At 42.7% G+C, this 24238-nt stretch carries 27 protein-coding genes and 1 tRNA gene; 13 read left to right on the top strand and 15 right to left on the bottom strand.

Annotated features, from left to right (window positions below; genetic code table 11):
* Window positions 1-76 precede the first annotated feature (76 nt).
* From PLL47_RS01135 to crcB (PLL47_RS01150), 4 genes are all read left to right on the top strand, one after another.
* Window positions 77-367 (top strand): ubiquitin-like small modifier protein 1, encoded by a 291-nt coding sequence (locus PLL47_RS01135; protein WP_324443865.1) that lies wholly within the window; start codon window positions 77-79, stop codon window positions 365-367.
* Window positions 368-387: 20 nt separating this feature from the next.
* Window positions 388-1578: a molybdopterin molybdotransferase MoeA gene (locus PLL47_RS01140; protein WP_324443866.1), complete on the top strand. Its 1191-nt coding sequence runs from the start codon at window positions 388-390 to the stop codon at window positions 1576-1578.
* A 149-nt stretch (window positions 1579-1727) separates the two neighbouring features.
* A complete protein-coding gene (crcB, locus tag PLL47_RS01145) occupies window positions 1728-2108 on the top strand; it encodes a fluoride efflux transporter CrcB (RefSeq protein WP_324443867.1) in 381 nt (126 codons plus the stop codon).
* Between the two features lie 3 nt (window positions 2109-2111).
* Complete coding sequence (crcB, locus tag PLL47_RS01150; RefSeq protein ID WP_324443868.1) at window positions 2112-2480, top strand: fluoride efflux transporter CrcB; 369 nt, start codon at window positions 2112-2114, stop codon at window positions 2478-2480.
* 158 nt (window positions 2481-2638) lie between these two features.
* Here crcB (PLL47_RS01150) and PLL47_RS01155 read toward each other — a convergent pair whose 3' ends face one another.
* Window positions 2639-2812, bottom strand: a complete 174-nt coding sequence (locus PLL47_RS01155) for a DUF5350 domain-containing protein (RefSeq protein ID WP_324444002.1) — start codon at window positions 2810-2812, stop codon at window positions 2639-2641.
* Between the two features lie 446 nt (window positions 2813-3258).
* Between PLL47_RS01155 and PLL47_RS01160 the strand changes: the two genes are divergently transcribed.
* Complete coding sequence (locus PLL47_RS01160; protein ID WP_324443869.1) at window positions 3259-3978, top strand: YkgJ family cysteine cluster protein; 720 nt, start codon at window positions 3259-3261, stop codon at window positions 3976-3978.
* A gap of 86 nt (window positions 3979-4064) precedes the next feature.
* Here the strand turns inward: PLL47_RS01160 and PLL47_RS01165 are convergent, their stop codons facing one another.
* The 7 genes from PLL47_RS01165 to PLL47_RS01195 all read right to left on the bottom strand — a co-directional run bounded on the left by PLL47_RS01165 (window position 4065) and on the right by PLL47_RS01195 (window position 10940).
* Window positions 4065-4751: a 2,5-diamino-6-(ribosylamino)-4(3H)-pyrimidinone 5'-phosphate reductase gene (locus PLL47_RS01165; protein ID WP_324443870.1), complete on the bottom strand. Its 687-nt coding sequence runs from the start codon at window positions 4749-4751 to the stop codon at window positions 4065-4067.
* A 130-nt stretch (window positions 4752-4881) separates the two neighbouring features.
* Window positions 4882-5733 carry a CBS domain-containing protein gene (locus PLL47_RS01170; RefSeq protein ID WP_324443871.1) on the bottom strand — a complete coding sequence of 284 codons (852 nt, stop codon included), beginning with the start codon at window positions 5731-5733 and terminating at the stop codon, window positions 4882-4884.
* An 80-nt stretch (window positions 5734-5813) separates the two neighbouring features.
* Complete coding sequence (locus tag PLL47_RS01175; RefSeq protein WP_324443872.1) at window positions 5814-6272, bottom strand: universal stress protein; 459 nt, start codon at window positions 6270-6272, stop codon at window positions 5814-5816.
* 19 nt (window positions 6273-6291) lie between these two features.
* The gene (locus PLL47_RS01180; protein ID WP_324443873.1) at window positions 6292-7401 is read right to left on the bottom strand and encodes an amidohydrolase family protein; all 1110 of its coding nucleotides are present in this window, start codon (window positions 7399-7401) and stop codon (window positions 6292-6294) included.
* A gap of 529 nt (window positions 7402-7930) precedes the next feature.
* Window positions 7931-8611 (bottom strand): dienelactone hydrolase family protein, encoded by a 681-nt coding sequence (locus tag PLL47_RS01185; protein WP_324443874.1) that lies wholly within the window; start codon window positions 8609-8611, stop codon window positions 7931-7933.
* Between the two features lie 24 nt (window positions 8612-8635).
* Window positions 8636-9289 (bottom strand): phosphoribosyltransferase, encoded by a 654-nt coding sequence (locus tag PLL47_RS01190; RefSeq protein ID WP_324444004.1) that lies wholly within the window; start codon window positions 9287-9289, stop codon window positions 8636-8638.
* Window positions 9290-9866: 577 nt separating this feature from the next.
* Window positions 9867-10940, bottom strand: a complete 1074-nt coding sequence (locus PLL47_RS01195) for a hypothetical protein (RefSeq protein ID WP_324443875.1) — start codon at window positions 10938-10940, stop codon at window positions 9867-9869.
* A gap of 319 nt (window positions 10941-11259) precedes the next feature.
* On the opposite strand from PLL47_RS01195, the gene PLL47_RS01200 reads away from it, so the two are divergent.
* Window positions 11260-12099 carry a helix-turn-helix transcriptional regulator gene (locus tag PLL47_RS01200; protein WP_324443876.1) on the top strand — a complete coding sequence of 280 codons (840 nt, stop codon included), beginning with the start codon at window positions 11260-11262 and terminating at the stop codon, window positions 12097-12099.
* A gap of 398 nt (window positions 12100-12497) precedes the next feature.
* Here the strand turns inward: PLL47_RS01200 and PLL47_RS01205 are convergent, their stop codons facing one another.
* Together PLL47_RS01205 and PLL47_RS01210 are read right to left on the bottom strand one after the other, a co-directional pair.
* Window positions 12498-12905: a DUF1699 family protein gene (locus PLL47_RS01205; protein ID WP_324443877.1), complete on the bottom strand. Its 408-nt coding sequence runs from the start codon at window positions 12903-12905 to the stop codon at window positions 12498-12500.
* Window positions 12906-13072: 167 nt separating this feature from the next.
* Window positions 13073-13228, bottom strand: coding sequence for a hypothetical protein (locus PLL47_RS01210; protein ID WP_324443878.1), 156 nt, complete (start codon window positions 13226-13228; stop codon window positions 13073-13075).
* Between the two features lie 464 nt (window positions 13229-13692).
* Here PLL47_RS01210 and PLL47_RS01215 point away from each other — a divergent pair, with 464 nt between their 5' ends.
* Complete coding sequence (locus PLL47_RS01215; protein WP_324443879.1) at window positions 13693-14247, top strand: hypothetical protein; 555 nt, start codon at window positions 13693-13695, stop codon at window positions 14245-14247.
* A 237-nt stretch (window positions 14248-14484) separates the two neighbouring features.
* On the opposite strand, the gene PLL47_RS01220 is transcribed toward PLL47_RS01215, so the two are convergent.
* From PLL47_RS01220 to PLL47_RS01230, 3 genes are all read right to left on the bottom strand, one after another.
* Window positions 14485-14703, bottom strand: a complete 219-nt coding sequence (locus tag PLL47_RS01220) for a transcriptional regulator (RefSeq protein WP_324443880.1) — start codon at window positions 14701-14703, stop codon at window positions 14485-14487.
* Window positions 14704-14886: 183 nt separating this feature from the next.
* On the bottom strand, window positions 14887-16026 hold the full coding sequence (locus tag PLL47_RS01225) for a DUF362 domain-containing protein (protein ID WP_324443881.1): 1140 nt from the start codon (window positions 16024-16026) through the stop codon (window positions 14887-14889).
* A 126-nt stretch (window positions 16027-16152) separates the two neighbouring features.
* Entirely contained in the window at window positions 16153-16560 is a 408-nt protein-coding gene (locus PLL47_RS01230) for an ArsR family transcriptional regulator (RefSeq protein ID WP_324443882.1), read from the bottom strand.
* Between the two features lie 257 nt (window positions 16561-16817).
* Between PLL47_RS01230 and groES the strand changes: the two genes are divergently transcribed.
* The 6 genes from groES to PLL47_RS01260 all read left to right on the top strand — a co-directional run bounded on the left by groES (window position 16818) and on the right by PLL47_RS01260 (window position 22876).
* Window positions 16818-17096, top strand: coding sequence for a co-chaperone GroES (gene groES / locus PLL47_RS01235; protein ID WP_324443883.1), 279 nt, complete (start codon window positions 16818-16820; stop codon window positions 17094-17096).
* A 148-nt stretch (window positions 17097-17244) separates the two neighbouring features.
* Entirely contained in the window at window positions 17245-18855 is a 1611-nt protein-coding gene (gene groL, locus PLL47_RS01240) for a chaperonin GroEL (RefSeq protein ID WP_324443884.1), read from the top strand.
* Between the two features lie 214 nt (window positions 18856-19069).
* A complete protein-coding gene (locus tag PLL47_RS01245; protein ID WP_324443885.1) occupies window positions 19070-19897 on the top strand; it encodes a ribonuclease H family protein in 828 nt (275 codons plus the stop codon).
* Window positions 19898-20039: 142 nt separating this feature from the next.
* Entirely contained in the window at window positions 20040-20738 is a 699-nt protein-coding gene (locus tag PLL47_RS01250; protein WP_324443886.1) for a queuosine precursor transporter, read from the top strand.
* 106 nt (window positions 20739-20844) lie between these two features.
* Entirely contained in the window at window positions 20845-21480 is a 636-nt protein-coding gene (locus PLL47_RS01255; RefSeq protein ID WP_324443887.1) for a hypothetical protein, read from the top strand.
* A 214-nt stretch (window positions 21481-21694) separates the two neighbouring features.
* Window positions 21695-22876, top strand: a complete 1182-nt coding sequence (locus PLL47_RS01260; RefSeq protein WP_324443888.1) for a pyridoxal phosphate-dependent aminotransferase — start codon at window positions 21695-21697, stop codon at window positions 22874-22876.
* Window positions 22877-22973: 97 nt separating this feature from the next.
* On the opposite strand, the gene PLL47_RS01265 is transcribed toward PLL47_RS01260, so the two are convergent.
* On the bottom strand, window positions 22974-23789 hold the full coding sequence (locus PLL47_RS01265) for a DUF8757 domain-containing protein (protein ID WP_324443889.1): 816 nt from the start codon (window positions 23787-23789) through the stop codon (window positions 22974-22976).
* Between the two features lie 220 nt (window positions 23790-24009).
* Window positions 24010-24201: transfer RNA gene (locus PLL47_RS01270), tRNA-Trp, on the bottom strand.
* Between the last annotated feature and the right edge of the window lie 37 nt (window positions 24202-24238).

Raw genomic sequence — 24238 nt, forward strand, 5'->3', positions numbered from 1 at the left:
TTTCCAAACCTTCGGTGATGACTGCTTCTTATAAAGCATAGGTATATTTAAGGAGTAGGATGAAATAGTCTTCCTCATGGCTGAAGTAAGAGTTAAGTTATTTGCAAATCTGCGTGAGGCAGCAGGCACGCCTGAAATCCTGCTTTCCGGAGAAAAGGTTATTGATATCCTTTTATCTCTCACGGAGAAATACCCCGGGATAAAAAATCTCATTTTTGAAAAGCATGAGAAAGATGAAATCCCTGTTCTCTGCGGCTCAATAAATATCCTTGTAAATGGAAATAATGTCAGGCACCTTGAAGGGCTTGACACCGGTCTTAATGACTCAGATGAGATCGGGATTCTGCCACCGGTTTCCGGAGGATAAATTTTCAGGGGGTCAGGAGTATGGGCAGGATATTCAAAGAACGTACTTCAGTTGACGAGGCTTTACAGCTTTTTCTTGAAAGCTTTTCTTCTCTCAGGCGTACCGAAGAAGTACCGCTCGAAACCTGTGCAGGCAGGGTACTTGCAGAGTCTGTAATTTCCGGAAGGGATGTCCCTCACTACAGGCGCGCTGCAATGGATGGATACGCTGTCAGGGCGTCTGATACTTCGGGGGCTTCTCCTGCAAATCCCGTGTTTTTACAGCTTTCTGATTGCGTAGAGGAAGGAACTTCAATGTGGGTTCATACAGGGGCTGCTCTACCTGAAGGAGCCGATGCTGTTGTAATGGTCGAGGACACCGTTACAGCCGGAAACATGGTTGAAATCAGGGCTCAGGTTCATCCGGGGAGGAATGTGGGGCAGGCTGGGGAGGATATCAAAAAAGAAGATCTGGTTTTTGAGGAGGGGCACCTCCTTCGCCCCTGTGATGCTGCAGTTCTTGCATCTCTTGGACTGAAAAGGGCGAAGGTTTTCAGAAAACCTGTGGTTGCAGTCATCCCCACAGGAGATGAGCTGGTAAGCCGCGAGAAGGCCGGAGAGGTTCCGCCTGTGGGTATGGTGCTCGAGACAAACGGGCTTATGACTGCCCTTTATGTGGAAAAGTGGGGGGGAATTTCCAGATATGCAGGTATCGTGCCCGACCGTCCTGAGAGCATAAAAGAAGCGATAGAGTCAAACCTTGATGCCGATATGATTCTCCTCTCAGGCGGGACTTCAGTTGGCAAAAGGGACCACGCTCCCGAAGCTGTCGAATCTCTGGGAAAACTGCTTGTTCACGGAGTAGGGGTCAGTCCAGGAAAGCCTGTAGCTCTTGGTGTGATAAATGAAACTCCTGTGGTCTGTCTTCCAGGCTACCCGGTTGCCGGGCTTGTTGCCCTGTATTTCTTTGTCCGCCCCGGGATAAGGAAGCTGGGATCAATACCCGAAATGCCGGAATTTGTCCTTCGAAAACAGCTGGCGTCAAAGATAAGTTCTAAAATCGGATATGTCAATTTCATCCGCGTTGTTTTTGAAGGGAATAAAGTTCGGCCTATTACGGGAAAGGCAGGAGTCCTTAGCTCGGTTGCAAAGGCTGACGGTTATGTGCTGGTGCCTGAGAACATAGAAGGTTATGAGGAAGGACAGGAAGTGGATGTCTTTCTTATTGAGTAAACGATATACTGTAACTGATCTACGCTCGTTCACCTCGAACTGTTGTCATTTCTTTGCGCAATAAATGAATAACGTTTTATACTAGCAGGAGGTAATGGGAAGAACGTAACCGTCCTAAACTCAGGCTTTAAAGTGTTAAAGTGAAAAACATGCCCTCACCAGATAAAGAAATGGATAAAATTTTTTTAATAGGAGTCGGCGGCTTTCTGGGCGCTGTTTGCCGATTTTTGCTCTGCGATCTTGTGGAAGGACAGCTTGGCATCCTATCTGTAAACGTGCTCGGCAGCTTCGTGCTTGGCATGATAATGTATGATTCTGAGTATCTGGGCTTAATAGGCTCTAAAGGAAGGATTTTACTCGGAACAGGGTTTATAGGGGCGTTCACAACTTTCTCGACATTTGCAGTTCAGTCTTTCAGCATGCCTTTCCTTCCTGCCCTCGGAAACATCAGTGCCAATCTTTTTCTGACCCTTACTGGCGTATTCTTTGGCAGGAATGTTATAAAAGCCCTCTCGAGCAGGGAGATTTGAAACATGTTCTCCGCGTCAAATATAGGAGAGCTTGTTCTAATAGGTACGGGCGGTTTTATAGGGGCATCTCTTAGGTATACAGTTGCAAGCCGCGTACCAAAAATCCAGAATATTCCGGCAGGGACCCTTACAGTAAACTTTCTGGGGAGTATAGCGCTTGCCCTCCTTACCTTTTCTTCTGAGCCCGAATCCATGGTCTATATGGTAAATATAGGAATTCTCGGCTCCTTTACGACTTTCTCAACCTTTGCTTATGAAACCTTCAGGCTCCTTGAAGAGGGGCAGAACGTTTCATTTTTTCTGAATATCTTTCTAAATGTTATGCTCTGCCTCCTGGGGATAAGCATCGCATATCTTGCTCTCAGGCTTTGATCTGGAAGTTTTTAAAGCATCATTTTGAAAGCAGCGCACGAAGACACTTTTTTAGATAGGCAGAGCTATTCGAAAACCAGCTCTTCAGTTTAACAAAAAAGGGACTTTTAGTGGTAAAATTAATGAATGAAAAAAATGGTAAAATGAAAGCCCTTAAGTTATTTTACAAGGGCTTTTGCAGATCTTCTTATGAAGCGCCTCTTGTGACCTGAAGAGGTGAAGCGCTGTGCAGGTCCTGGGTGTGCTTTCTGAGCTTTCGATTTCTGGACCTTGATTACTCTGCCTTTTCTGCCTTTTACCTTTACCCAATCAATGCTGCCGGTTTTGCCCATTATCATTCCTCGCTGATTTTGATATGAATTTATATGTATTTGCTTTAATTCATTAATGATTTATTCACATACCATATTCGCCTTATCGCCTATCACTGCTGTTTGCCGCGGATTTTTCTCCTTCAGCAGTGCTTCAGCAACAGAGGTAATCTGATGATGATTATCAAATCGATAAACTTTCAATGATCTTGACCGGAATATCCAGTATTCCTTAAAAGCCTGAGTAAGAGACTATGGTTTAATCAAGCCTTGAGTTTATCATAAAGAGAAATGCTACTAGTTAAATGTTACGGATATCTGTAGAAATTCAGGCATAAAAATGTGGCAGATATACGTAAGGTATAAATAATTCTACCTCTCGAAGATGCATATAAACCCAGCTGAAACTGTAAAGTCCTCTTAAAATCTCAGGGTTGCTACTGAAAACTGTACTTTTTTCTGAAAAGGTGATTCCCGTAAAAAATGATTCTATTGATACCAGGCTTGCCGAAGTGCAAAAAGAACTTCTGGATTTGAAAAATTTCCCTGACTCCGAGTTTACCGGCATAATCAAAGAACTTGGATTCAAATGCGAACTCTGTGCCCGTTGCTGCACCAGAGAGTTTAACGACCATGTGTTTCTGCTGGATTCAGATCTGGAAAGAATCAGGAGTATAGACCCTGATGCCGTCACTCCCGCTCCTTATTACGAGTTTTGCGATCAGGGCGGCAGGTTCTATGTCTCAGGCTATGCCCTGAAAACAAAACCTGACGGCTCCTGCATTTTCCTTGAGAACCGGAGATGCAGAATTTATTCGAGCCGCCCTTCAATCTGCAGGGTATATCCCCACATGCTGCACAGGGAAGCCGATGAAACCGGAAAAGTGGACTGGCGGCAGATAAGCGGCTTAAACGAGCATGGAAGCTATCATTCAGAAATTGACGATTCTACGTGTGAAGAAATTGCACGGGAGACCAGGGCTTATGAAGAAGCCTATCTTAAACAGATGATCGGTTTTTTCGAAGCTGTGAAGGCTCATTTCAGTAAAAACAGCTTAAAACACGTCCAGAGGCTCTATGACCGCAAAATGCGGGAATCTCTTAAAGGCGGATGCGAACTTGAAGTTTTTGTATATTGCAAAGGCAGGTTTGAAAAACAAAAAGTCAGGCAAGAATCAGGCAGGTAACCGGCAGATTTTTTAATCCTTAATAGGGTCAAATTTCCTGATTCTGAAAGAGATACTTTATTAGAATAATTGAAGAGAAGAGGTTTTCAATTCCTTTTTCCTTTAACCTTCCATTTAAGGAGTATCCCCTCTTCTATTTTCTCCGCGGAAAGCAGTTCAAGGCCAGAGAATTCGGCTTCTGTAAAACCTTCTCCATCCGTAAAGGTTGGAGCTGTTTTTCCTCCTATAATGAGGTTTCCAATGAAAGTGTAAATCTCATCTACAAGTCCTGCAGAGATCATGCCCCAGTTAAGGGTTGCACCTCCTTCTACCATGAGGCTGTTTATGCCTATTTCCTTTAATTTTGTTGCAAGCTCTGTAAGGTCAACTCTATGGGTTCCTGTTTTTATAACCAGAGCTTTTTCTTCCAGCATTTTGACTTTTTCTGCCGGGGCTGAATTCGAAACGGCAATTATCCTGAGCCCCTCTCCTTTTTTGAAGATATCGGCATCCAGAGGAGTTCTTGCAGCACTGTCCACAACAATCCTTACTGGATTTTCATCTTTTCCGGCAGCTTTTCTGGCGGCTTTCCTTTCAGGGGATTTTACTGTCAGGCTGGGGTCATCGGCAAGTACGGTTCCTATCCCTACCATAATAGCATCTGCATTAGCCCTGAGTTCGTCCACTCTCTCAAAATCAAGTTTTCCGGAGATCTTTACCTGTTTTCTCTCCTTTGTTGAGAGCTTGCCGTCGGCTGACATAGCAGAATTTATAAAAATAAAGGGCCTGTCCATTTTGTGGCTCCTGAAAAAAGTATTGAATTAAAAGGATCGTTTTTATTTTTTAGTTGAGGTAGTTTGAGCAGGATCCTTAATTATTCCCGGCCTGGCTCAAAACTATTCTCTACATTTTTCAGTATGTTATTCAGGATTCTATCAGGGGCTTCAGGAGATCATGGTCTCTTAAGAGACCCTGAAGCTTGCGGTTTGAATTAATGATAGGTATCTGGTCGATCCTGTTACGCTTCATTTTCCTTGCGCAGTCGCTGATAGATGCAATATATGTAGCTGTGATGGGTTCCCGGATCATGATGTCGCTTGCTATCAGATTGGGGACCTTTATCCTTGATACGCTGTAGTAGATGCTCATGGTATCTCTCATGGACTCCCAGGTCCAGGCATCGTCATCCTGACCTGCGGACATATCCGACATCTCCACGCTGTCCTCAATAATGCTGGCAGAGATAATGTCGCGGTCCGAGATAATTCCTATGAGTTCAAGGGCAGCATCAAGCACAGGTACAGCCTTGACAGCGGCAAGTTCCATGATTCTCGCCACAACAGGCAAAGGCGTTTCACTGTAAATTGCAACTACTTCCTTTTCCACATAGTCTTTGATAGGAGTATCAATACTCATATCAGCAATCGCACCCACAACATCTGCAACCGTAACAAGCCCCACGAGCTTTCCATCGTCAACCACCGGCAGCCTTCTGATGCCGTGCTGAAGGAGCAGGCGCGCGGCGGTCTGCAGGTCCGATCCAGGGGATATGGTTATCGGGTCCCGTGTCATAAGAAGGGCCAGCTGTTCTTCTTCAGGGTTTTGTAAAAGGTTTGTCCTGGTAACGATTCCTACTACTTTGGAATCTTTGAGTACCGGGACTCCCGAGATATGTTTGTTCTTAAGGATTTTAAGAACCTCGTCCCTGGAACCAGGAAGGGTTGCGCATGCGACGTCCCTTACCATGATATCTTCTATGAAGATGTTTTTTGGCATATGATCTACACCTGTATTATCCTCTGAATCTGGATTATTTTGTTCTATCGATTCTTCAAAAGGCTTCAGTTAAAGCAAAATCAGGTCTTTTCTCCACTGCGGACTACCATTACCGGAACCTTTGAGCCTCTGACCACTTTTTCTGCAACGCTTCCCAGAAGGAACCTGTCAAGCCCGGTTTTTCCCAGTGTCCCCATAACTATCAGGTCAGCTTTGTTTTTCTCTGCGAACTCGATGATTTCATTAATCGGGTGCCCTTCCAGGACAACCTCTCTCACATCTACTCCTGAAGCCTCTCCCTCACTCTTTACGGCAGAAACTGCTTTCTTGCCCTCTGTTTTCAGGACTTCATACATTGCTTCCCAGCCGCCTTCCGTGCTCATAGGTATTGATGAAAAAGAAGATGTGTCCACCACATAAAGTGCGTGAACCGTAGCCCCGCTGAGTTTTGCAATCTCAATTCCGTATGAAATTGCTTTCCGGGTATTCTCGGATCCGTCTGTTGCAATTACTATGTTCCTGTAAAACTCGCTCTTCATGTCTTGTTCTCCATTTGCTTTACGAATGAAGTACCGCTAATATATCATCGGGCCTTGCCCGTTTTGTAATTCCACCTATAGGGTCCTGAATACCTGCAAGATTATTGGAACTCCCATTCAGGATCATTAAATTGGCTTTATTCCCCTTTTCGATAGAACACGTGGAATCTGGTCCCATTACAAAAGAACCATTAAGTGTGCAAATTTTAAATACTTGCCTATCATCTATAGAAAATATTTTAGACATAAATTCCATTTCGGCAAACATATTTACAGAATTTAACATTACATTATCTGTTCCGGCTGCTACCCGAATTCCAGCTTCAAGCATTTCAGCTATCGGCGCCATTCCCACTCCTGTTACAAAGTTCGACCTCGGGCAGACAACAACTGGAGCTTTTGCCTGGGCTACTTCATCAAGGTCTTTCTTTGTGGCATGTGTTAAATGAATTAACAGGTCCGGATCCAGAGACAGGGCTTTTTCAATGTCACTTCTGTCTTTTTCCCCTGCATGGATTGCAAAGAGCTTTTTTCTATCCCGCGTACAGGCTGCAATCTCTTGCAGGAGTTCCATATCGAGATCGTTTGCTCCGCTCATTCCAAGTCCATTCGAATGCAGTAGAATCCTTCTCACTTCGGCAAGTACTACTTCCAGAGGAAGCTGGGGTTCTGTGGGTCTTCCCAATATCAGAGAATGCAGTTCCAGCCCTTCAAGGGCTTTATTCAGGGCTGCGACTCCTACGACTCCTCCTTCTCTAAAATCCGCAAAAGCACATGTTCCTGTCCCTATCATATCCAGTAAAGACCTTCTCATGTGCTCCATAAGTGTTTTATAAGAAGTTTCCCTGAGAATTCTGTGTTTTAATCCGTCAGGAGGCTTTACCAGGGAGTCCAGATCTCTCTGAATCCGAAAACCGGAGGTTTTTCCCAGTGCAGGGTCTTTGCAAACCGAGTCTCCAAGATGAGTATGGGCATTGACAAAACAGGGGGCTATTATGTTTTTTGAATATGTACGTTCTTCTCCAATTTCCGTAATTTTCCCGTTTCTTACACAGATGTATCCCTCTATGGGTACAAGTTCGGGGCCTGATATTATTGTTCCGGAAATTATCTGTTCAGTGCCGTACACCTATACGCACCTCTGTTATTGATCAAACACCTGTGCTCAGTTTATGGATGACCAATCATATACATCATATATAACCTTTCCTTAGGCATTTTTCATATTATTCAGGCATTTTTCCTTTATTCAGGGCGCATCAGAGTATTTTTTTCATCTTTTTTAGTTGATGCTTCTAAATATCTGCTCAAAGCAAAAATTATTCTTATCGATATATTTATTAGTTAGTAAATATATATATGGCTTCCAGCGCATTGTATAGGTCCTTGCACGAGATAATGGAAAATCCTGACTGTGAGTGTACAGACAACCCCAATGCGGTACATCGATAGTGTGATACTGCCCGGCACGAGGGTAACTGAAAGGGACTGCGGAAAACCAGAGTGTGATCTTTCGGAGTTAGTGCGCCCGGGCCACAGCACTATTTCATGATTTTTTTCAGTCGTTTTGTAACAAAATTATTTCGCTTTAGCTGAAAGTACTCTCAAGTACTTTCATTTCTTTGTGCCTGTTATTCAAAGAATTTCATATGTGTTTTTTATTTCTCCTCTGAAAGATACCTCTTAAACCATTCCCCTGCTAACCTGGCAACTTCTTCAAGAGCTCCCTGTTCTTCAAAAAGGTGCGTAGCACCCGGAACCATCCGGAGTTCTTTTTCCGGCATACCCATCATGTCAAGAGCCCGCCGATTCAGGCTTATTACCTGGGTATCCCTTTCGCCTACTATGAAAAGGGTTGGTGCTTTTACATACATCAGGGCGCTTTCGGCAAGGTCAGGGCGCCCCCCTCTTGAAACTATTGCTTTTACTGTTGACGTTTGTTCTTTTGCAGCAGTTAGTGCGGCTGCCGCACCTGTGCTGGCGCCAAAGTAGCCTATGTTAAGGTTTTTAGTATCCGGTCTGCTCAGGAGCCATCCTGTCACATCAATGAGGCGCTTTGAGAGAAGCCCTATATCAAAACGGAGACTGCGGGTTAACATGTCAATTCTTTCTTCTTCAACGGTAAGAAGGTCAAATAAAAGAGTCGCAAGCCCTTCTTTCTGAAACTCTTCTGCAACGTACTTGTTGCGCGGGCTGTGGCGGCTGCTTCCGCTTCCGTGTACGAAAACAACAATTCCTCTGGCTCCTTCTGGAATCTGCAGGTTTCCTTCAAGATAGGCTGAGTCCACAGGAATGCGGACTTCAACATTCCTTTTACCAATATTCGATGATGAGCTCATATTTCCCCCCCTTTGTCTATAAACTTACTTTGCCGGAAGGCTCTGTGCTTTTTCCAGCATCTTGCATACTTCTTCGTCTGTGGTCTGGCTGAAGTCCCCATACCAGGCCCCTACCGAATAAAAAGGTTCAGGAGTGGCGGCGCAGATCATTTCGTCTACTATTTTTTTAAAGAATCTGCACATCTCCGGGGAAGCTGTAGGGACTGCAACAACCAGTTTAGCCGGGTGTTTGGTTTTAAGGGCTTCAACTGCTGCATGCATTGTCGCTCCGGTTGCAAGCCCGTCGTCTATCAGGATTACAGTCATACCTTCTATATCCGGTTTTGGGCGGTTTCCACGATATTTGCGTTCTCTGCGTTCCAGTTCCCTGAGTTCATTTGCAGCTACCGTAGCAATAATTCTGTCAGGTATTTTATACGATTTTATAACATTTTCATTCAAAACCCGGACATCTTCAGATGCAATTGCTCCCATTGCCAGTTCTTCATTTCCGGGAACTCCCAGCTTCCGCACTATGAAAACATCCATTTTTACGTTCAGCTCTTTTGCGACTTCAAACGCTACGGGGACTCCTCCCCTGGGGAGTGCCAGTATCAGCACATCCGTACGGTTCGAGTATTTTGAAAGTTCTTTTGCCAATCTTTTTCCTGCGTCTACTCGATCTCTGTAAATTGCCATCATTTTCCTTCAACCCCAATTGAATCTGAATAATTCATAAGAAGATTTGTGATTTATACTATCTATATTTGAATCCTTAAGTGTATAGCTTATTAATTTCAGCTTAAACTATCCTATTATTCTACTCCATGATCAAAGGGTGGATATTTAATCCAAAAGAGACAATGGAGCAGAGTTCATTTTATGGTTTAACATTTCAGAGAATGAGACCTTAACTAATGAAACCTGATTAAAAAATGGATGAACAGAAGAACTCAGGTGCTTTTATCTGGATGCAGCCCCCTAGCAGGTTTTTTTCTTTCTTTGAAATTTTCTACACGGGACTCTTTTTTGTTTGGAAAAAATTTTTTAGGTAATTAATTAGAAATAGTTAATGATATAATGTTATATTTGTGGAGTTATAAAGTTTGAGGGTATGAAAAATAAGTAAAGAACTGCCTGGAGGCAATTGATCCTGCTCCGGATCAGTATGCTTGGGGGAGTATATTGGCGGGGCTGCTGTAGGGGGGGATACAGTAAAAGGGACGCAGTGCTTCCAGGCTTCTTCTTATATTGGTTTTGCTGTTTTTTTTAAATTTTATTTCTCGTCCAGGTCTGTCCATCCCAGTTCTCTCATCTGTGCAGAGTCTCTTTCCTTTACCTTTACAATATAATACTCGCTGCAGGGATATCCTGGGGCGCAGTCCCCATCAGTCTGTGTATCCAAAACATCTATCTCGTACACGTTTCCGTAATAAGCGATTATCAGTTCTGCCTGAGTGGGGGCTTTAATGAACTGGATGTTACCTTCTCCATACCACTTTTCCCAGGGAGTCTTTTCTTCAGATACAGGATACTTCATTTCTACAAAGTTTTCCTCTGCTCCTGAAACTCCTGTGGTATTGTCAGCAGTATCTGACTCATCTTCAAGAGGCTGCTGGGCAATTTCGTCCCACTTGCCGTCGATTACTGCAGACATTACCTCGCTTTCAGAAATAATGATTTCTATACTGTGAGGGGTGAGGGCTTCGGTTACAATCTGGTCTGTCCGGTTTCCGTATCCTCCGTAACTGCTCGTAAAAGTGTAGTTCAGAACGTGCTGCTCAGGGAATGTCTCAAGCACTTCATGGTCTTCCAGTTTCAGGTCAAAGTCATCAAAACTGTAAGTAGGCGCGCTTTTTATCCAGGTTTCGGCTATTTTTTCAGCTTCTTCCGGAGAGGTGGACAGAGCATAAGCCCGCAGTTCAACCAGTGCAGAATCGATCTCCTTAAGTCCTTCTGGCATATATTCGGAATAATAAGGGTCCACAGTTACTTTTTTCGTGCGGTTTTCCTCAATCAGGCTAATTTCCAGTGTTCCGACATCTGTAACTATAGGCTGCCCTTCCTGCGGAACATAACGCTCTTCCATCTGAAGGAACTGGTTTTCTTCAAACAGATTTATAAGGTCTCTGAAAGCAGTTTCATTGAAAGGTTTTTCATATGTTTTCTTAAATTTTCCTTCGTTATCCGAAGTTGTAAATACAACTGAGGTGCTATTCACGGTCAATTCCTGCAGCTGCATTTCCGGAAGTGTGAAGGCACCATATGTCCTGTGGGTTATGGTTACATTCTCTGAGATGTCTGTTTGATTTCCTGAAGTGTCTGTCTGTTTCTCGGTGCATCCAGCCATAAAAGTTAACAATAATATCAGTAGTAGCACAGGAAGTATTTTGTTAATCGAAATCTCCTCTTTCTCCCTAAACTTCTACTCTCAGGGTCAATTTAAAATTAAAATTTTTTCTTTAATAATGTATTTTTTTAAATATGTCTTTTTTGTTCTGATTCCAGTTAACCAATAATAATCGTATCAGGTATTCTCTGTTTTTCCTCTAACTTCTTTGTTTTTTGCTTTAGTTTTAGGCAACATTTATATCTATACACCAGTGATTATACAGTGTTATATTTATCTAAATTTTTTATACAATTGGTCTACTACTAGACGCTGATTTATGTTAGAAGGCGCAAACCAGATGAAGCTACAGCTTGTTAACCTCCTTTTATTTTCCGAGAAAAGGAAAGATTTAGTGTTATTGCTGGAAGAAAAGCCCAGAAGTATTGATGAAATTCTTGATATGCTCCAGATCTCCAGAGTTTCTTTACTCCCCCATATTAAGAAATTAAAGGAAGAAGGTTTAATTCTTCAGCAAGGAGATATATATTCTCTTTCTATCATAGGCAGTATATTAGTCAAAAAAGCCAGTCCTCTTCTGGATGCAGCCAGTACATTTGAAGGTAATGATTATTACTGGGGCCACAGGAAACTGGATTCTATTCCTTTTCATCTGCTAAAACGTATAGGAGACCTTAAGGGGAACCAGCTTCTAGAACCAGGGCTAACTCATGGGTTCGATCTGTTTCCTGAGCTGATTGATCATTTTACTGAGTCTTCAAAGGTTATGCTTCTTTTTTCTTTTTTTCATCCCCTGGCTCCATCTTTTTCTATGGAGCTTGCAAAAAAAAATGTTCAGGTACAGCTCATCTTTAGCAGAGATTCTTTTGACAGGTTTTCAGGAGACTTCCGGGATATGGGGGAGCAAATCCTGGCAAAGAAAAACGCCTCTGTTTTTGTTTACTCAGGGCTCCCTCTTGAAATCCCTGCATTGGTTGCGATTTCGGATAGCGCTTTACTGCTCGGGTTATTCAATAAAAAAGGGAGATTTGAAGGTCAATACCTTCTTGGTTTTGAACCCCGAGCTCTTGTCTGGGGGAGAGAACTTTTCGAATATTATAAAGAGAAGTCAGAGAAAGTCTCTTCAATAGATTCTTCAGGTTCTATCTTTGATAATTAGACAGGCTCCTGTGATCTGAAATAGAGCAAAAAATATTCTTAAGCCCGGAACATGGGATCTCCAGCTTTAAATATCTTTTATCTTTGCAGGTATAATACTGAGGCAGACAATCCCGGAAAATCCCATATCGATAATATTGCCAGAGCAAAGCAGGCAAAATTATAAGTCCCGGGTTATAAAACATATTTGGTAAACAAATACGGGATACAGATTTGTTAACCAACATCTGTTAACACAATATCTGTTAACGTGTTAAGTATCTGTAATCAATCAAAAATCATCAAATTATAAAAGTTTCAAGACTTAAGCTGGAGATTAGATAAATGTGATGTGGAATCGATAGCTGTACGATCTAATCTCCAGCACAGCCTCAAGGGTCATACATTGTCCTGTAAAGATCAGGCAGTTATTTCCTTATTCAGGATATAGCCGACCATCCCAGGGTTCAGCTTACTTTCCCTTGCAACCTTTTTCTCAATTTCCTCAGCGGCTTTGCCTTCTGCCTTCATCATCTTTATTTTTTCGATTACCGAGGATGGAATTGTGAAGTATTCGTTAATATCTTTTCTGTGTCCCCAGACATCTCCTTCAAGGAGCTGGATCCTCTGCATCTGAAGGAACATCTCTATGGACTTTGAGACCGTAGACATGTACGATTTGGGTAACTGAATTACCTCAATCTTCGGGCATGTTTCAATAAGCCCAAAGATGTCCTTGTTTGAAGGTCTGAATGCCAGGTGAACAAGACGCTCATTCGGATTAAGTGTAAAGATCTCTTCCCTGGAACTAACTACTCTTATTCTCATAATTTTTCCCCCACTGTTAAGTTATTGTCCTGATTTATCTTGATTTAAGTTGGTTTTAATCTTCAGTTGCTTCAGGTTATTCAGTTTTTAATTGATTCAGGTAAAAGGGAAAAGTAAAGAAATTATGCTTTTCCCCATGAAACTGATAATTTATGCAATATGACCTTTTATGCAGATATGATCGGGGAAACTTTTTCTCTATTATTTTTCCCCTGAGCTGCTAAAAGGCATTCAAGCGTGCAGTAGATTGCTTTTTTCTCAACCTTTTCAAGGACTACAAATTCATGCCCACAAACTGGACATGTTTTAGTTATATACTCCATAAATTTCTCCCACTTTTTTAATTAGTTTCAACTTCGCCTGTAAGATTCAGGTAACTGGATACCTCAATCTTCAGCCATGTTTCAACAACTTTTTAGCTGTTTTTTAATTGTACTTTGATATAGTGTACATATACTTTGTATAAATAGTTATCTTAATGAGCTAATATTATTTAGATAGTATTACAGAGATATGGATTCTAAATCATTTATATGATTTATCTAAATCTTGTAAAAATCGGAGTCTATAGAGGTTTTCTCTGTACTGATTTCCCTATCTCTCTAGAGCTTTATGCTCTATCTTTTGTAAAAATTTCTTCTAAATACTGATTATATTATTTTTTAAATTGTTTCCTTAACTCTATGCAATCTATATAATTTACTCAAAACAGTCATAATCCTCTGTACATAATTTATAGGGCAATATGCCAAAATTTGTTTATTGCGAAAGATCTTACAGGTATCAGATGAAACGAACCTCCAGGGAATGGAAACTAAAAAGGTCCGAATTCATTGAAGGTAAAGTCTGTGCCTGGTGCGGCTCATCTGACTTTCTCTGTGTCCATACTCCTGGAGCTTTTTCTCCGGCAGAAATTCGCACAGGGGTTTATAATCTCGCCTATGCCAGATTTAAAGAAGTATACAGGCAGAAGTACCAGAAATTCGAATATATCCTTACCGGTAAACACCGCCATAAAAGTCATCCTGTATGGCACAAAGCCTCAACCATCCATAAGACCGAACCTGACCATACTGACCTTGAAGAGCAGCGTATTGAGAAACTCGTTGAAGATAAGGGAGAAGGAAACTTTAAACAGCTCTACCGTGAATGGCTTGAGGAAAACGGAATTGAAGACATTATGCCACTCCCCTTGAAACGATTCTCACAACCTACCGTGAATGGCTTGAGGAAAACGGAATTGAAGAGCTTATCGAAGAGGAGATTAAAAAAGCAGAAGAAGAAGGTGCATCTCTTGAGCATGCAATTGTGCTGTGCAGGCGCTGCCATTTTGCAAGCCTGAGGGGTATGGAACTCTGTCCCGTATGCAGAAAAAAGTATAAATCTTCAAGGTATGAAACCTGCTTTGGCTGCCTGTCTGAAGAAAAAAAGAAAGACATTCTGGCAAAGCAAAACGAAAAAAAAGACTTGCTGGAGAGTTCAGAGGAGCTTTCCGATAAATCATCTGCTGAAGAGCCATAGGCCCGCTTCAGACTTATGAAGGTAGATGAGATAATTTGAAATCATTCCCCGGTTACCTTCAGAATAGAGCCCATCCGCTTCCTCCGCAGGCCCTGCAGGTTCCGCTTTCTAAATTTCCTGACCCGTTGCAGAGCGGGCATATTATTGCAGGCTGGGCAACGAGCACGTTTCCCTGTCCTCCGCATGCCTCACAGATTTTACCTTCAACATGTCCGGTTCCATTGCACAGGGAACATCTTTCCGGAGCATATTCCGTATCTACATAGGTATAGACCATCTCACCATCACCTTTCTTATTATGAGCACAGGGTAATTTGGTTGAGCAAAAGATTCTTTTTATACATATTTTCGGCGTTCTGGGTTAAAAGATCTTGCAAAAAGATAAAATGGAAAGTGTTATAATGTAATACAGGTTTCCATCCCTTCTCTGCCCGTTTTTCCACTTTTCTACTTTTATCAGTTATGTTTTTTGAAATAGACTTTCCTTTGCTGTTAAAAGAGTTGCGAGAAGTGATTTTTTAATTTCTACTGCATTATTGGGGCAGAGTTCGCGGCAGCAGTAGCATAAAATACATTTTTCTCTGTTGATCCTGAAACTCCCGTCTTCAAGACGCTCCACAGCATGGGGAGAGCAGTTGTTGTAGCACGCTGCACAGCGGGTGCATTTCCTCTGGTTAATCCTGGGGTATATGGTATAATATTTCCCCAGGCGGCGCGTCAGGAAAGTCGGAGCTGTACTGACTCCTCCGCTTGAAGGTTTGAATTTCTTTTTGACTTCTTTTAACGGTGTTCCAACCACGACAGGGCACTGGTTTCCGAACCCTTTTTTCAGGGCACCTGCGGTCGTCGGAATTTTAAGGGGTTCAAATCCTATCATCTCTGCCGCAATAATATCCAGGGAAACACAGTCCCTGCTCGCCAGAATTACTCCTGAGTTTACCGGGTTTCCATGGGAGGGGCCATTTCCTTCCATGCCGATAATCCCATCCATCACCGCAAAATCAGGTTTTATTATAGAGTATAGATCAGCAACAGCTTCGCCAAAAAGGTCACGTTTTCCAAGAAGATGAGTCTCTTTCCGGCACTTAAGAGGAAGAGTACCAAAGAAATTCTTGACCGCACCCGTGTAATACGTAAGCTCATGTGTTTTCAATTTCGGAAGGGATATTACAACATCGGCTTCAAGGACAGGGTTTGCAATGTACAGTTTTCGGAACTGGAGGGGCTCCGGGACTTCCGTGAGGGTAAAACCTGCAGTCTCAAAGTTCACAACCCTGGCTCCTGCTTTTAAGGCAGCCTCTTCTATTCCCGAGGCTTTCAGGGCTTTTGCAGTAGCACCTGGCCTTGATATTCCCGCTCCGTCCCCGACTACCGGCTTTCCTCCGGCACTGAGCACGAATTCACACATTGCTGAGACCACAGCCGGATGGGTGGTTGTGGCAGCTTCAGGCGGGCTTGCTGCGAGAATATTTGGCTTGAGGAGTACGCTATCTCCAGGATTGATTACGTTTTCAAGGCCTCCGAGCAAATCAAGAGCTTTAGCTATTGTTTCTTTTGCGCTGGAGTAATCAGAACAGGGAACTATGGAGACTTTATTCATTGATTAAAATAAATGCAGGTAATTATTGAATTCTTTTCCGGTATCAACTCTCTGTTTCAGTTTATTATCCATTTACCAGTTGTTAACTGTTTTTCAGGTATTTTCAGGTATTTTTCAGTATCCTTTTTACCTGTTTTTCAGGCCCATCATCAGGTCTATTTCTTCGGCTATGCTTTCCAGCTCGTCCAGTATCCTTTCCGAATCCTTCCTCATCTCCTTTACCGCAGCTTTAAGGCTTCCTCCCCTCAGATAAATCAGGCGTTTTTTCCTGTACAGGAGCCCGGACTCATTGAGGTTCCGGAGGTGATGGTTGATTCTTGAGATTTTCATATCCAGGTCTTCAGCCAGAGCTTCCGATGTACTTTCACTCTCATTTGAGAGCCTTTCAAGCAGGCTGAAAATTATCCTGTTAGCTGTGCTTTCGGTGTCCCTGCCCGAAGAGAAGCCAAAGCTATCACAGAACCACAGGAGGTCTTCTTCAAGGCTTTTGATTCTGGGTTTTTCGAGGTTTCTGAGGATAATTTGCTGAACCATCTGTCTACTATTTTAGATATTCAGATATATAAGGTTTATTTAAATTTGTAGACATCATATCTATTTTATTGTGATTATTCTTATTAAATTAATATCTATTCTCATATTTGCGGGTAATTTTTAAATATAAGTTTTACATTATATGCAGATAGTTGGGCGCTAAAAAGCTCAATAATTCACCGATTTTATACTGACTTCTAGCAGCAAGTTAACCTTCAGCTAATATTAAGGTCGCTTACACATAGGAGGAACAAAAGATGATTGTCAAACCTATTGGCGAACGAGTATTACTCAAGCACCAGAAGAAAGAAGAAGTAACTAAAGGCGGAATCTACATCCCGGAATCTGCACGGCAGGAGAAGAAAGAAGGAATTGTTATTGCCGTGGGAACCTTTGAAGACGGGAAAGAACTCCCCCTGAAGAAAGGTGATCATGTAATTTACGGGGGATACCAGGCCGACGAGATTGAAATCGATGACGAAAAATACATTTTTGTCGACTTCAAAGATATCCTGGCAACGGTTGTTGAAGAATAACATTGAATGAGGCCTTTTCTGAAAATACTGAATCAGGCAACCATGAATATCAGTAAATCATGAGTCTGGTGAATGTCAGGCAAATAATGACCTCGATAAACCATGATTTAATTCGGTAGAAATATTGATCTTAATTAAGGTGATACAGATGGCTTCAAAGCAGATAATGTTTGATGAGGGTGCAAGAAAAGCACTCTTAAACGGTGTGGATAAAGTCGCAAATACCGTCAAGATAACTCTGGGACCCAAGGGCCGTTATGTCGTTCTGGATAAAACTACAAAGCCTGTGGTCACAAACGATGGTGTCACCATTGCAAAAGAAATAGAGCTCCATGACAAATTTGAAAATATGGGAGCCAAACTCGTTAAAGAAGTCGCTTCCAAAACCCAGGACAACACAGGGGACGGAACAACAACAGCCACCCTTCTTGCCCAGAGCATGATCCGGGAAGGATTAAAGAACATCAGTGCCGGAGCAAACCCCATAGAAGTCAAGAAGGGGATCGAGATTGCCACGGAAAAAGTCGTAGGGTATCTCAAAGGAAAAAGTGTGGAAGTAAAGGGCAAGGACAAAATCATTCAGGTAGCTACTATCTCTGCAAACAATGACGAAGAAATAGGCAACCTGATTGCCGATGCTATGGAAAGGGTCGGCTACAACGGGGTAATAACTGTTGAAGACTCAAAGACCATGGAAACCAGCCTTGATGTGGTCGAGGGTATGCAGTTCGACCGCGGATTTGTTTCCCCCTATATGGCACTTGATACCGAGAAAATGATCTGTGAATTTGAAGATCCCTATATTCTGATTACTGACAAAAAAATCAACAGCATGAAGCAGATTGTACCTGTGCTTGAAAAGGTCGCTTCTGAAGGAAGGCCCCTCCTGATTATTGCAGAGGACGTTGATGGAGATGCTCAGGCTGCCCTTATTCTGAACATTATTCGAGGAGCCCTGAAGGTCTGCGCTGTAAAGGCTCCAGGGTTCGGAAACGAGAGAAAAGAAATGCTCGAGGACATTGCTGTCCTTACCGGCGGGCAGGTCATCAGCGAAGAAAAGGGTATGAAGCTTGAAGAATTCAGCGACTACATGCTCGGAAGTGCCAGAAAAGTCACGGTTGACAACCATAAAACCATAATTGTAGAAGGCAGAGGCAACAAGAAAGATATCGATGAAAGGATCAGGATTATCGATGCCCAGATAAATATTGCTGAAACCGATTACAGAAAAACCGAACTCAAAAAGCGCATGGCAAAGCTGGGAGGCGGCGTTGCAGTAATCAAAGTGGGAGCTGCAACCGAAACCGAACTTAAGGAAAAGAAAATGAGAATTGATGACGCTCTGAATGCCACAAAAGCCGCAGTTGAGGAAGGTGTGGTTACAGGAGGAGGAATAAGTCTCTTCCGCGCAGCTGCGATTCTTGAATCTCTTAACCTTGACGGCGACAGGCAGGTCGGTGTAAAGATCGTCCAGAGAGCCATAGAGGATCCTGTCCGCCAGATTGCAGCAAATGCAGGCAGAGAAGGCGCTGAGGTTGTGGCAGCCATAAAGGCTGAATCCAGTGAACACTTTGGGTACAATGCAAAAAGAGACGTTTTTGAAGATCTCTTCGAAGCAGGTGTAATCGACCCTACAAAAGTTGTAAGGAGCGGCCTCCAGAACGCTGCTTCAATTGCAGGCATGGTTCTAACAACAGAAGCTCTCGTAACAGACTTCAACGAAGAAAAGGACGAAAGAACCGCAGCAATCATTATCTGATTGCATTTTTCCTTTTTCCTCTTCTTCTTTTCTTTCCTTTCTTTTTTCTGCCTTTTTATCCCGGTTAATGCTGAAAATCTTTTTCTCTCATTAAAACATTATTTTTGTAAGAACGTAATTACCCATATCTATAAGTCTTAAGCTATGGTCTACCTTTTTTAATCCTGAGCCTGGCTTACTTTAAATTCTCTCTACCAGAAAGGTGAAAGTAAAAATGCTTGAAGTCTACTGCGACTCATCCTACAATGAAAGTGAAGACTCCTATATCGGCTGCGTGGTGCTGCGGAACGGTATGCAACTTCATCAATCCACAACTAAAGTCCCGGGAAATCCTCAGAACAACCTTGAATGTGAACTTGCAGCCCTTAACTTCGCGATGTCCCTTGTAAGGACTTTTTCCGAAAGGGATAAAGAAATAATTCTCTATAACGATTCTACCGAAGCCGTAAAAACTTTTCAGGGAAAGGCAGGGGAAGTGGAAAAGGAGTTTCCAGAGTCCAGAATCAGCTTCGAATATATCCCCCGTGAAAAGATGTATCAGGCAGCCGCAGACAGTCTGTCTAAAAAGTTTCCTGTTTTTTTCTCAAGTACAGCTACATGTAATGTGGAATCCTTTTCAAGACGTGAAGATATTCTCACAGATATTGCCCGCAATAAAAGCAGTGTTTTTTATCTTGAGAAAGTGCCGGAAATGTCTTCAAATAAAAAAACCTGCTACAGGCTGGTAATCCGTAATATGGAGAAAATCCTTTCTGATGACCGTTTTTATTCCATAAAAAAAGGAGGTCCGGGCACTCAGGTAAAAGCCGCTGAAGAAATTCGAAAGGACCTCTCAGACCCGGAGATTCTTTCTTCCCTGAAATCGAAAGGCATCAGGCTTGAAAACTCCTACTTCCTGCTCACAGACGAGACCTGGGGACTGCGGGGTACGGACAGCCAGGCCTGCTCTATCCTGCCTCCTTCCATCCCTCATAAAATCATATGTGATGAAGTAGACCGATCACCTCAAAACCTTTTCAAAAGAGCAGAGCGTTTCAGATAACTTTTTGCCTGTACAGCCCGTTACTTTATAGTTGACGTTTCAGAATATCTGTAAACCGATATTATGTAAATCAAGGTATTCCACTTACAGTATTATATCTTCCCCCTAACAACCCCAAACCCAATTTAAACCCTGAGAATCCATGAAACCCATAGATTACAAAACACAGCTTTTGCTAACTATGTTCGTCAGCTGCCTGCTCCTTGGAAACCTTCTGGGAAGCAAGCTAATTGAGATTTTCGGAATAGTAACTTCTGTCGGCCTTTTAGGATATCCGCCTACTTTTCTTATTACGGATATAGTCGAAGAGGTTAGAGGAAAAGAAGCGACAAAGATTTTCGTACATGCAGGCTTTCTTTCACTCTGTATTGCTATATTTTTCGTATTTGTAAGCACGGGCCTGCCCCCTTCTCCTCTGTATCCGCATAATGAAGCTTATAAGTATGTTTTTTCAAACTCCCTGAGAATGATTCTGGCAAGTGTAACCGCTTTTATTATAAGCCAGTATCACGACATCTGGGCTTTCAATTTCTGGAAGCAAAAAACAAATGGGAAATATCTGTGGCTCAGGAACAACTTCTCAACAATTGTCTCCCAGCTGCTTGACTCTATAGTTTTCATGTTTATTGCTTTTTATCGCGCAACTCCTGAAATGGATGTGGCTGCAGTATTTTCTATGGTTTTGCCGCTCTGGGCCCTTAAGGTAATTTTCGCTCTTCTTGATACTCCGTTTGTATATCTTGGAATCAGGTGGCTTGCTTCTGAAGATGTAAAAGAGGATTCACACGAGGAAAGCAGAGAGGCAGGATTGGTTAAAAGCCGGGAAATGCACAGTTCCTGAAACCCTGCTCCTCAGGAATGCAGGGTGAAATTGAATTCAGATGTTCAGGACCAATCCCAATGCTTATGGACATCCACATCCTATATACATTAACGGGGGTGCAGTCATGACAAAATATCCTGAGATCGAAACACCGCACAGGAACGAAACTCATAGTGATGAGAAATTTCCTGAAAATCGTGAGAATAAGGCTGAGAAGCAGGAGACGAAGGTAAAAGAGCCTGACATTCGATCAGGAGTTCCCTCGGAAGAATTCTGCATTTCCTGTTTAAATATGCCTGAGGAACAGCGTAACAGCATGCTTCTGGAGATCCAGCAGGTAGCTGAAAGGATTCTTAAAGCCCATGGAGTTATCAAAGAACCTGAAGACCTTTTAAAGGGTGAATGGTTCCTGAAACTTCAGATACCGGAATTTGAAAAAAAACTGGTCCTGGCAAAGTCAGGAGAAGAGGTATTTATTGGTCTTTATTCTTATTCTGGAGAAACTCCTGTGCCTGACCCTAACTTCGTTTTGCTTTCTCAATTCGGGTTCTGGTATCCGCAGAGGATCGAGGAAAAATTTGAAGAAACGGTAGCTTCCTTCTTTACAGGAGCTTATGGAGATTATGACTTCCTTAATATTATCCCTGAAAACGTTGAAAAATTCCAGACCTTTCAGCGTGACTTTGCAAAGATGCTTGAAAATCAGGGATGGGATGGGCCGGATGTGAAGGTTGTAGATAAAATTATGCCGAAAGATTAACTTTCTATAGAATCTGTCCAGCCAGAAAGTTTATTTTTTCTTTTCAGTTTTCTCGGGGATTAATTCCCTTTTTTGCGTCTTCAGTTCTAACTTTTTGTTTTCCCCACAGGATTTTTAAATCTTGAAAGCATACGCAGTTTCAGGTACATACTCAGTGTTATTATTTGCTTCTAACTTGTGGCTTTTATAGTGATCATCTTTCAGAAGGTCTTTTATGTTTTCGATAAATGCCGAATGTATTCTTTCAAAAAAATCCGAAGATATTCCTCCTTTCTATGTGATGGAAGTCCTGGAAAGTGCCAAGGCTCTGGAAGCTCAGGGCAGGCACATAATCCATCTTGAGGTCGGAGAGCCTGATTTCCCCACCGCTCCCCATATATGTGAAGCTGCATGTGCTGCTATTGGCCGGGGCATGACTAAGTACACTCACAGCCAGGGACTGCCCGAGCTCAGAGAGGCAATAGTTGAGTCTTACTACAGGAAGTTTGGAGTTGACCTGGATCCGGGCCAGGTTATTGTTACTTCCGGGACAAGCCCTGCTCTACTCATTGTTTTTATGGCTCTTCTTGAAAAGAAAGACGAAGTAATTATGTCGAACCCTCACTACGCCTGCTATCCTAATTTTGTAAAACATCTTGGGGGGACTCCTGTTTTTGTTTACACGAGTGAGGCAAACGGTTTTGCCCTTGAGCCGGAAACGGTAAGGCAGTGTTTGAGCCCCTATACGAAAGCCATTCTTATCAATAGCCCATCAAATCCCGGCGGGCACGTCATGTCTCCAGAAAATCTTCAGGGTCTTGCAGCAATAGCTGAGGAAAGAGGTATTCCTATCATTTCGGACGAAATCTACCAGGGTCTGATCTACAGCGGAGAAGATCATACAATCCTTGAATATACCAGGAATGCCTTTGTCCTTAACGGTTTTTCGAAATTGTATGCAATGACCGGCTGGAGGCTGGGATATATTATCTGTCCTCCTGAATGTGTACGTGCACTTCAGAAAATTCACCAGAACTTCTTTATCTGTGCCAACTCTTTCGTTCAAGAAGCCGGTATTGCAGCCCTGAAAGGCCCTCAGGATCACGTTGCTGAGATGGTCCAGACTTACAATGTACGCCGCCAGTACATGCTAAAAAGGCTTATCGGCATGGGGCTCGATGTACGCAAAGAGCCGATGGGAGCTTTTTATGTCCTTGCCGATGCCCGAAAATACTGCAGCGATTCCCTTGAATTTAGCCGCAGGATCCTTAATGAGGCAGGAGTGGCTGTAACTCCAGGCATAGACTTCGGGAACGGGGCAGAGGGCTATCTGCGTTTTTCCTATGCCAACAGCCTGGAAAACATTGCAGAAGGCATGGACCGTCTGGAAGCTTTTCTGGAAAAAGAGCTTGAATGATGAGCTTTTCAGGATCAGGCAGCGTCCAGTCTCTGTTTATTAATTTTTCCTAATTAATTTTTCTAAAACCTGTTTAAGTGAAGGTTTTCTACAGGTTTTATCTTACTTTTGTTTGCAGTCCTTTATTTATTTCAGAAACTCTTCTCTTCTGCCTGAAATCAAAGATACTCCTCTGATTAACGCTTTCTTTTTCAGGGCAGAAAATCCCTGTGATCAGCCATGTCCCATACGTGAAATGAGTCCCCATTATAAAGTAAAGTTCTTTTTCTTTTAAGCGTTCAAAGAGCTTCTCTTTTATTCTTTTTTTCACAGCCAGATGTTCTTTTTCTTCCCTCACTATATTCCGTACGGTTTCATTGATTTCCCAGTCAAGCAGAACAATTTTATGCCCTCTGCAGGCTTCTTCTCCCTCGCACCTGAAAGTATACTTTATCTCTACAGGCATTCCAGCTTTTTCTCCTTTCTCCAGAAAGTCTCCCATCATATCAAAATACTGCTGCCGGTCAAAGGTCTCAAGGCTGTTTACCTTAACTTCAATATCCAGAAGCTCGGGCTTTACCACTCCGAGGCTTGCTCCCTCGATATTCAGCCTTTCTAAAGAAGTAACAAGCGGCAGGATAAGCTCTTTTATTTCCCTGTCCTTTGCAGGCCTTCCAAGGTTAACGTAATCAAGGACTTTCCTGCTCTCCCATCTCATATCGTTCTCAGGCCTTGTAACCGTAACCTCAAGCAGGTCATTTCTTCTGAAATCCACCAGCCCTTCCCCATACCTGAACCTGAGAGGGTAAAGCCTGAGGAGCTCCCCATCTTTGTTGATGCCGGTAACTCCAACAGCGTGCCCTTCCCCATTTCTTTTGCTCTTCTCCGGGGTAGCTCTGACAAGGACTGCTATTTTTTCTTTTTCTCGCCTCAAAGGACAACCTCGGTCGTTTGGATGGATATAGAAAAATCGGATCTTAGAAGAAGATTGTATTTTGAAGGTAATAACTGTTGGGGAAGCTTTGTGAAAGTAATTATTTCCAGCCCTGCCGGTTTTTCTATGTTCATTTCTCTAAACATAACAGATTAAGATCAGAATATGCAGAACGAGTTTAAAAAAGGAGACATAGCAAAATTAAAGAAAAGAAAAAACGTGGGGCTGGTGAGATTCGAACTCACGATCGACGGGTATCTCCGAACAACTGCTTTAACAGTTCTCTGGTGAGCATCTATCAGTGCTCCAACGGTTCCTCATTGTCCTGCCCCGTCGGGAAAGACTCGGTAGACCCGTTGTTCATCATTTATCCGCTGGAGCCCATCGCCATGCCGGGCTAGGCCACAGCCCCTTAATATTGATTAACAAGGATACTGACATATCTTTTC

The organism is Methanosarcina sp., assembly GCF_035390745.1.
In the GTDB taxonomy this organism is placed as follows: Archaea; Halobacteriota; Methanosarcinia; order Methanosarcinales; family Methanosarcinaceae; genus Methanosarcina.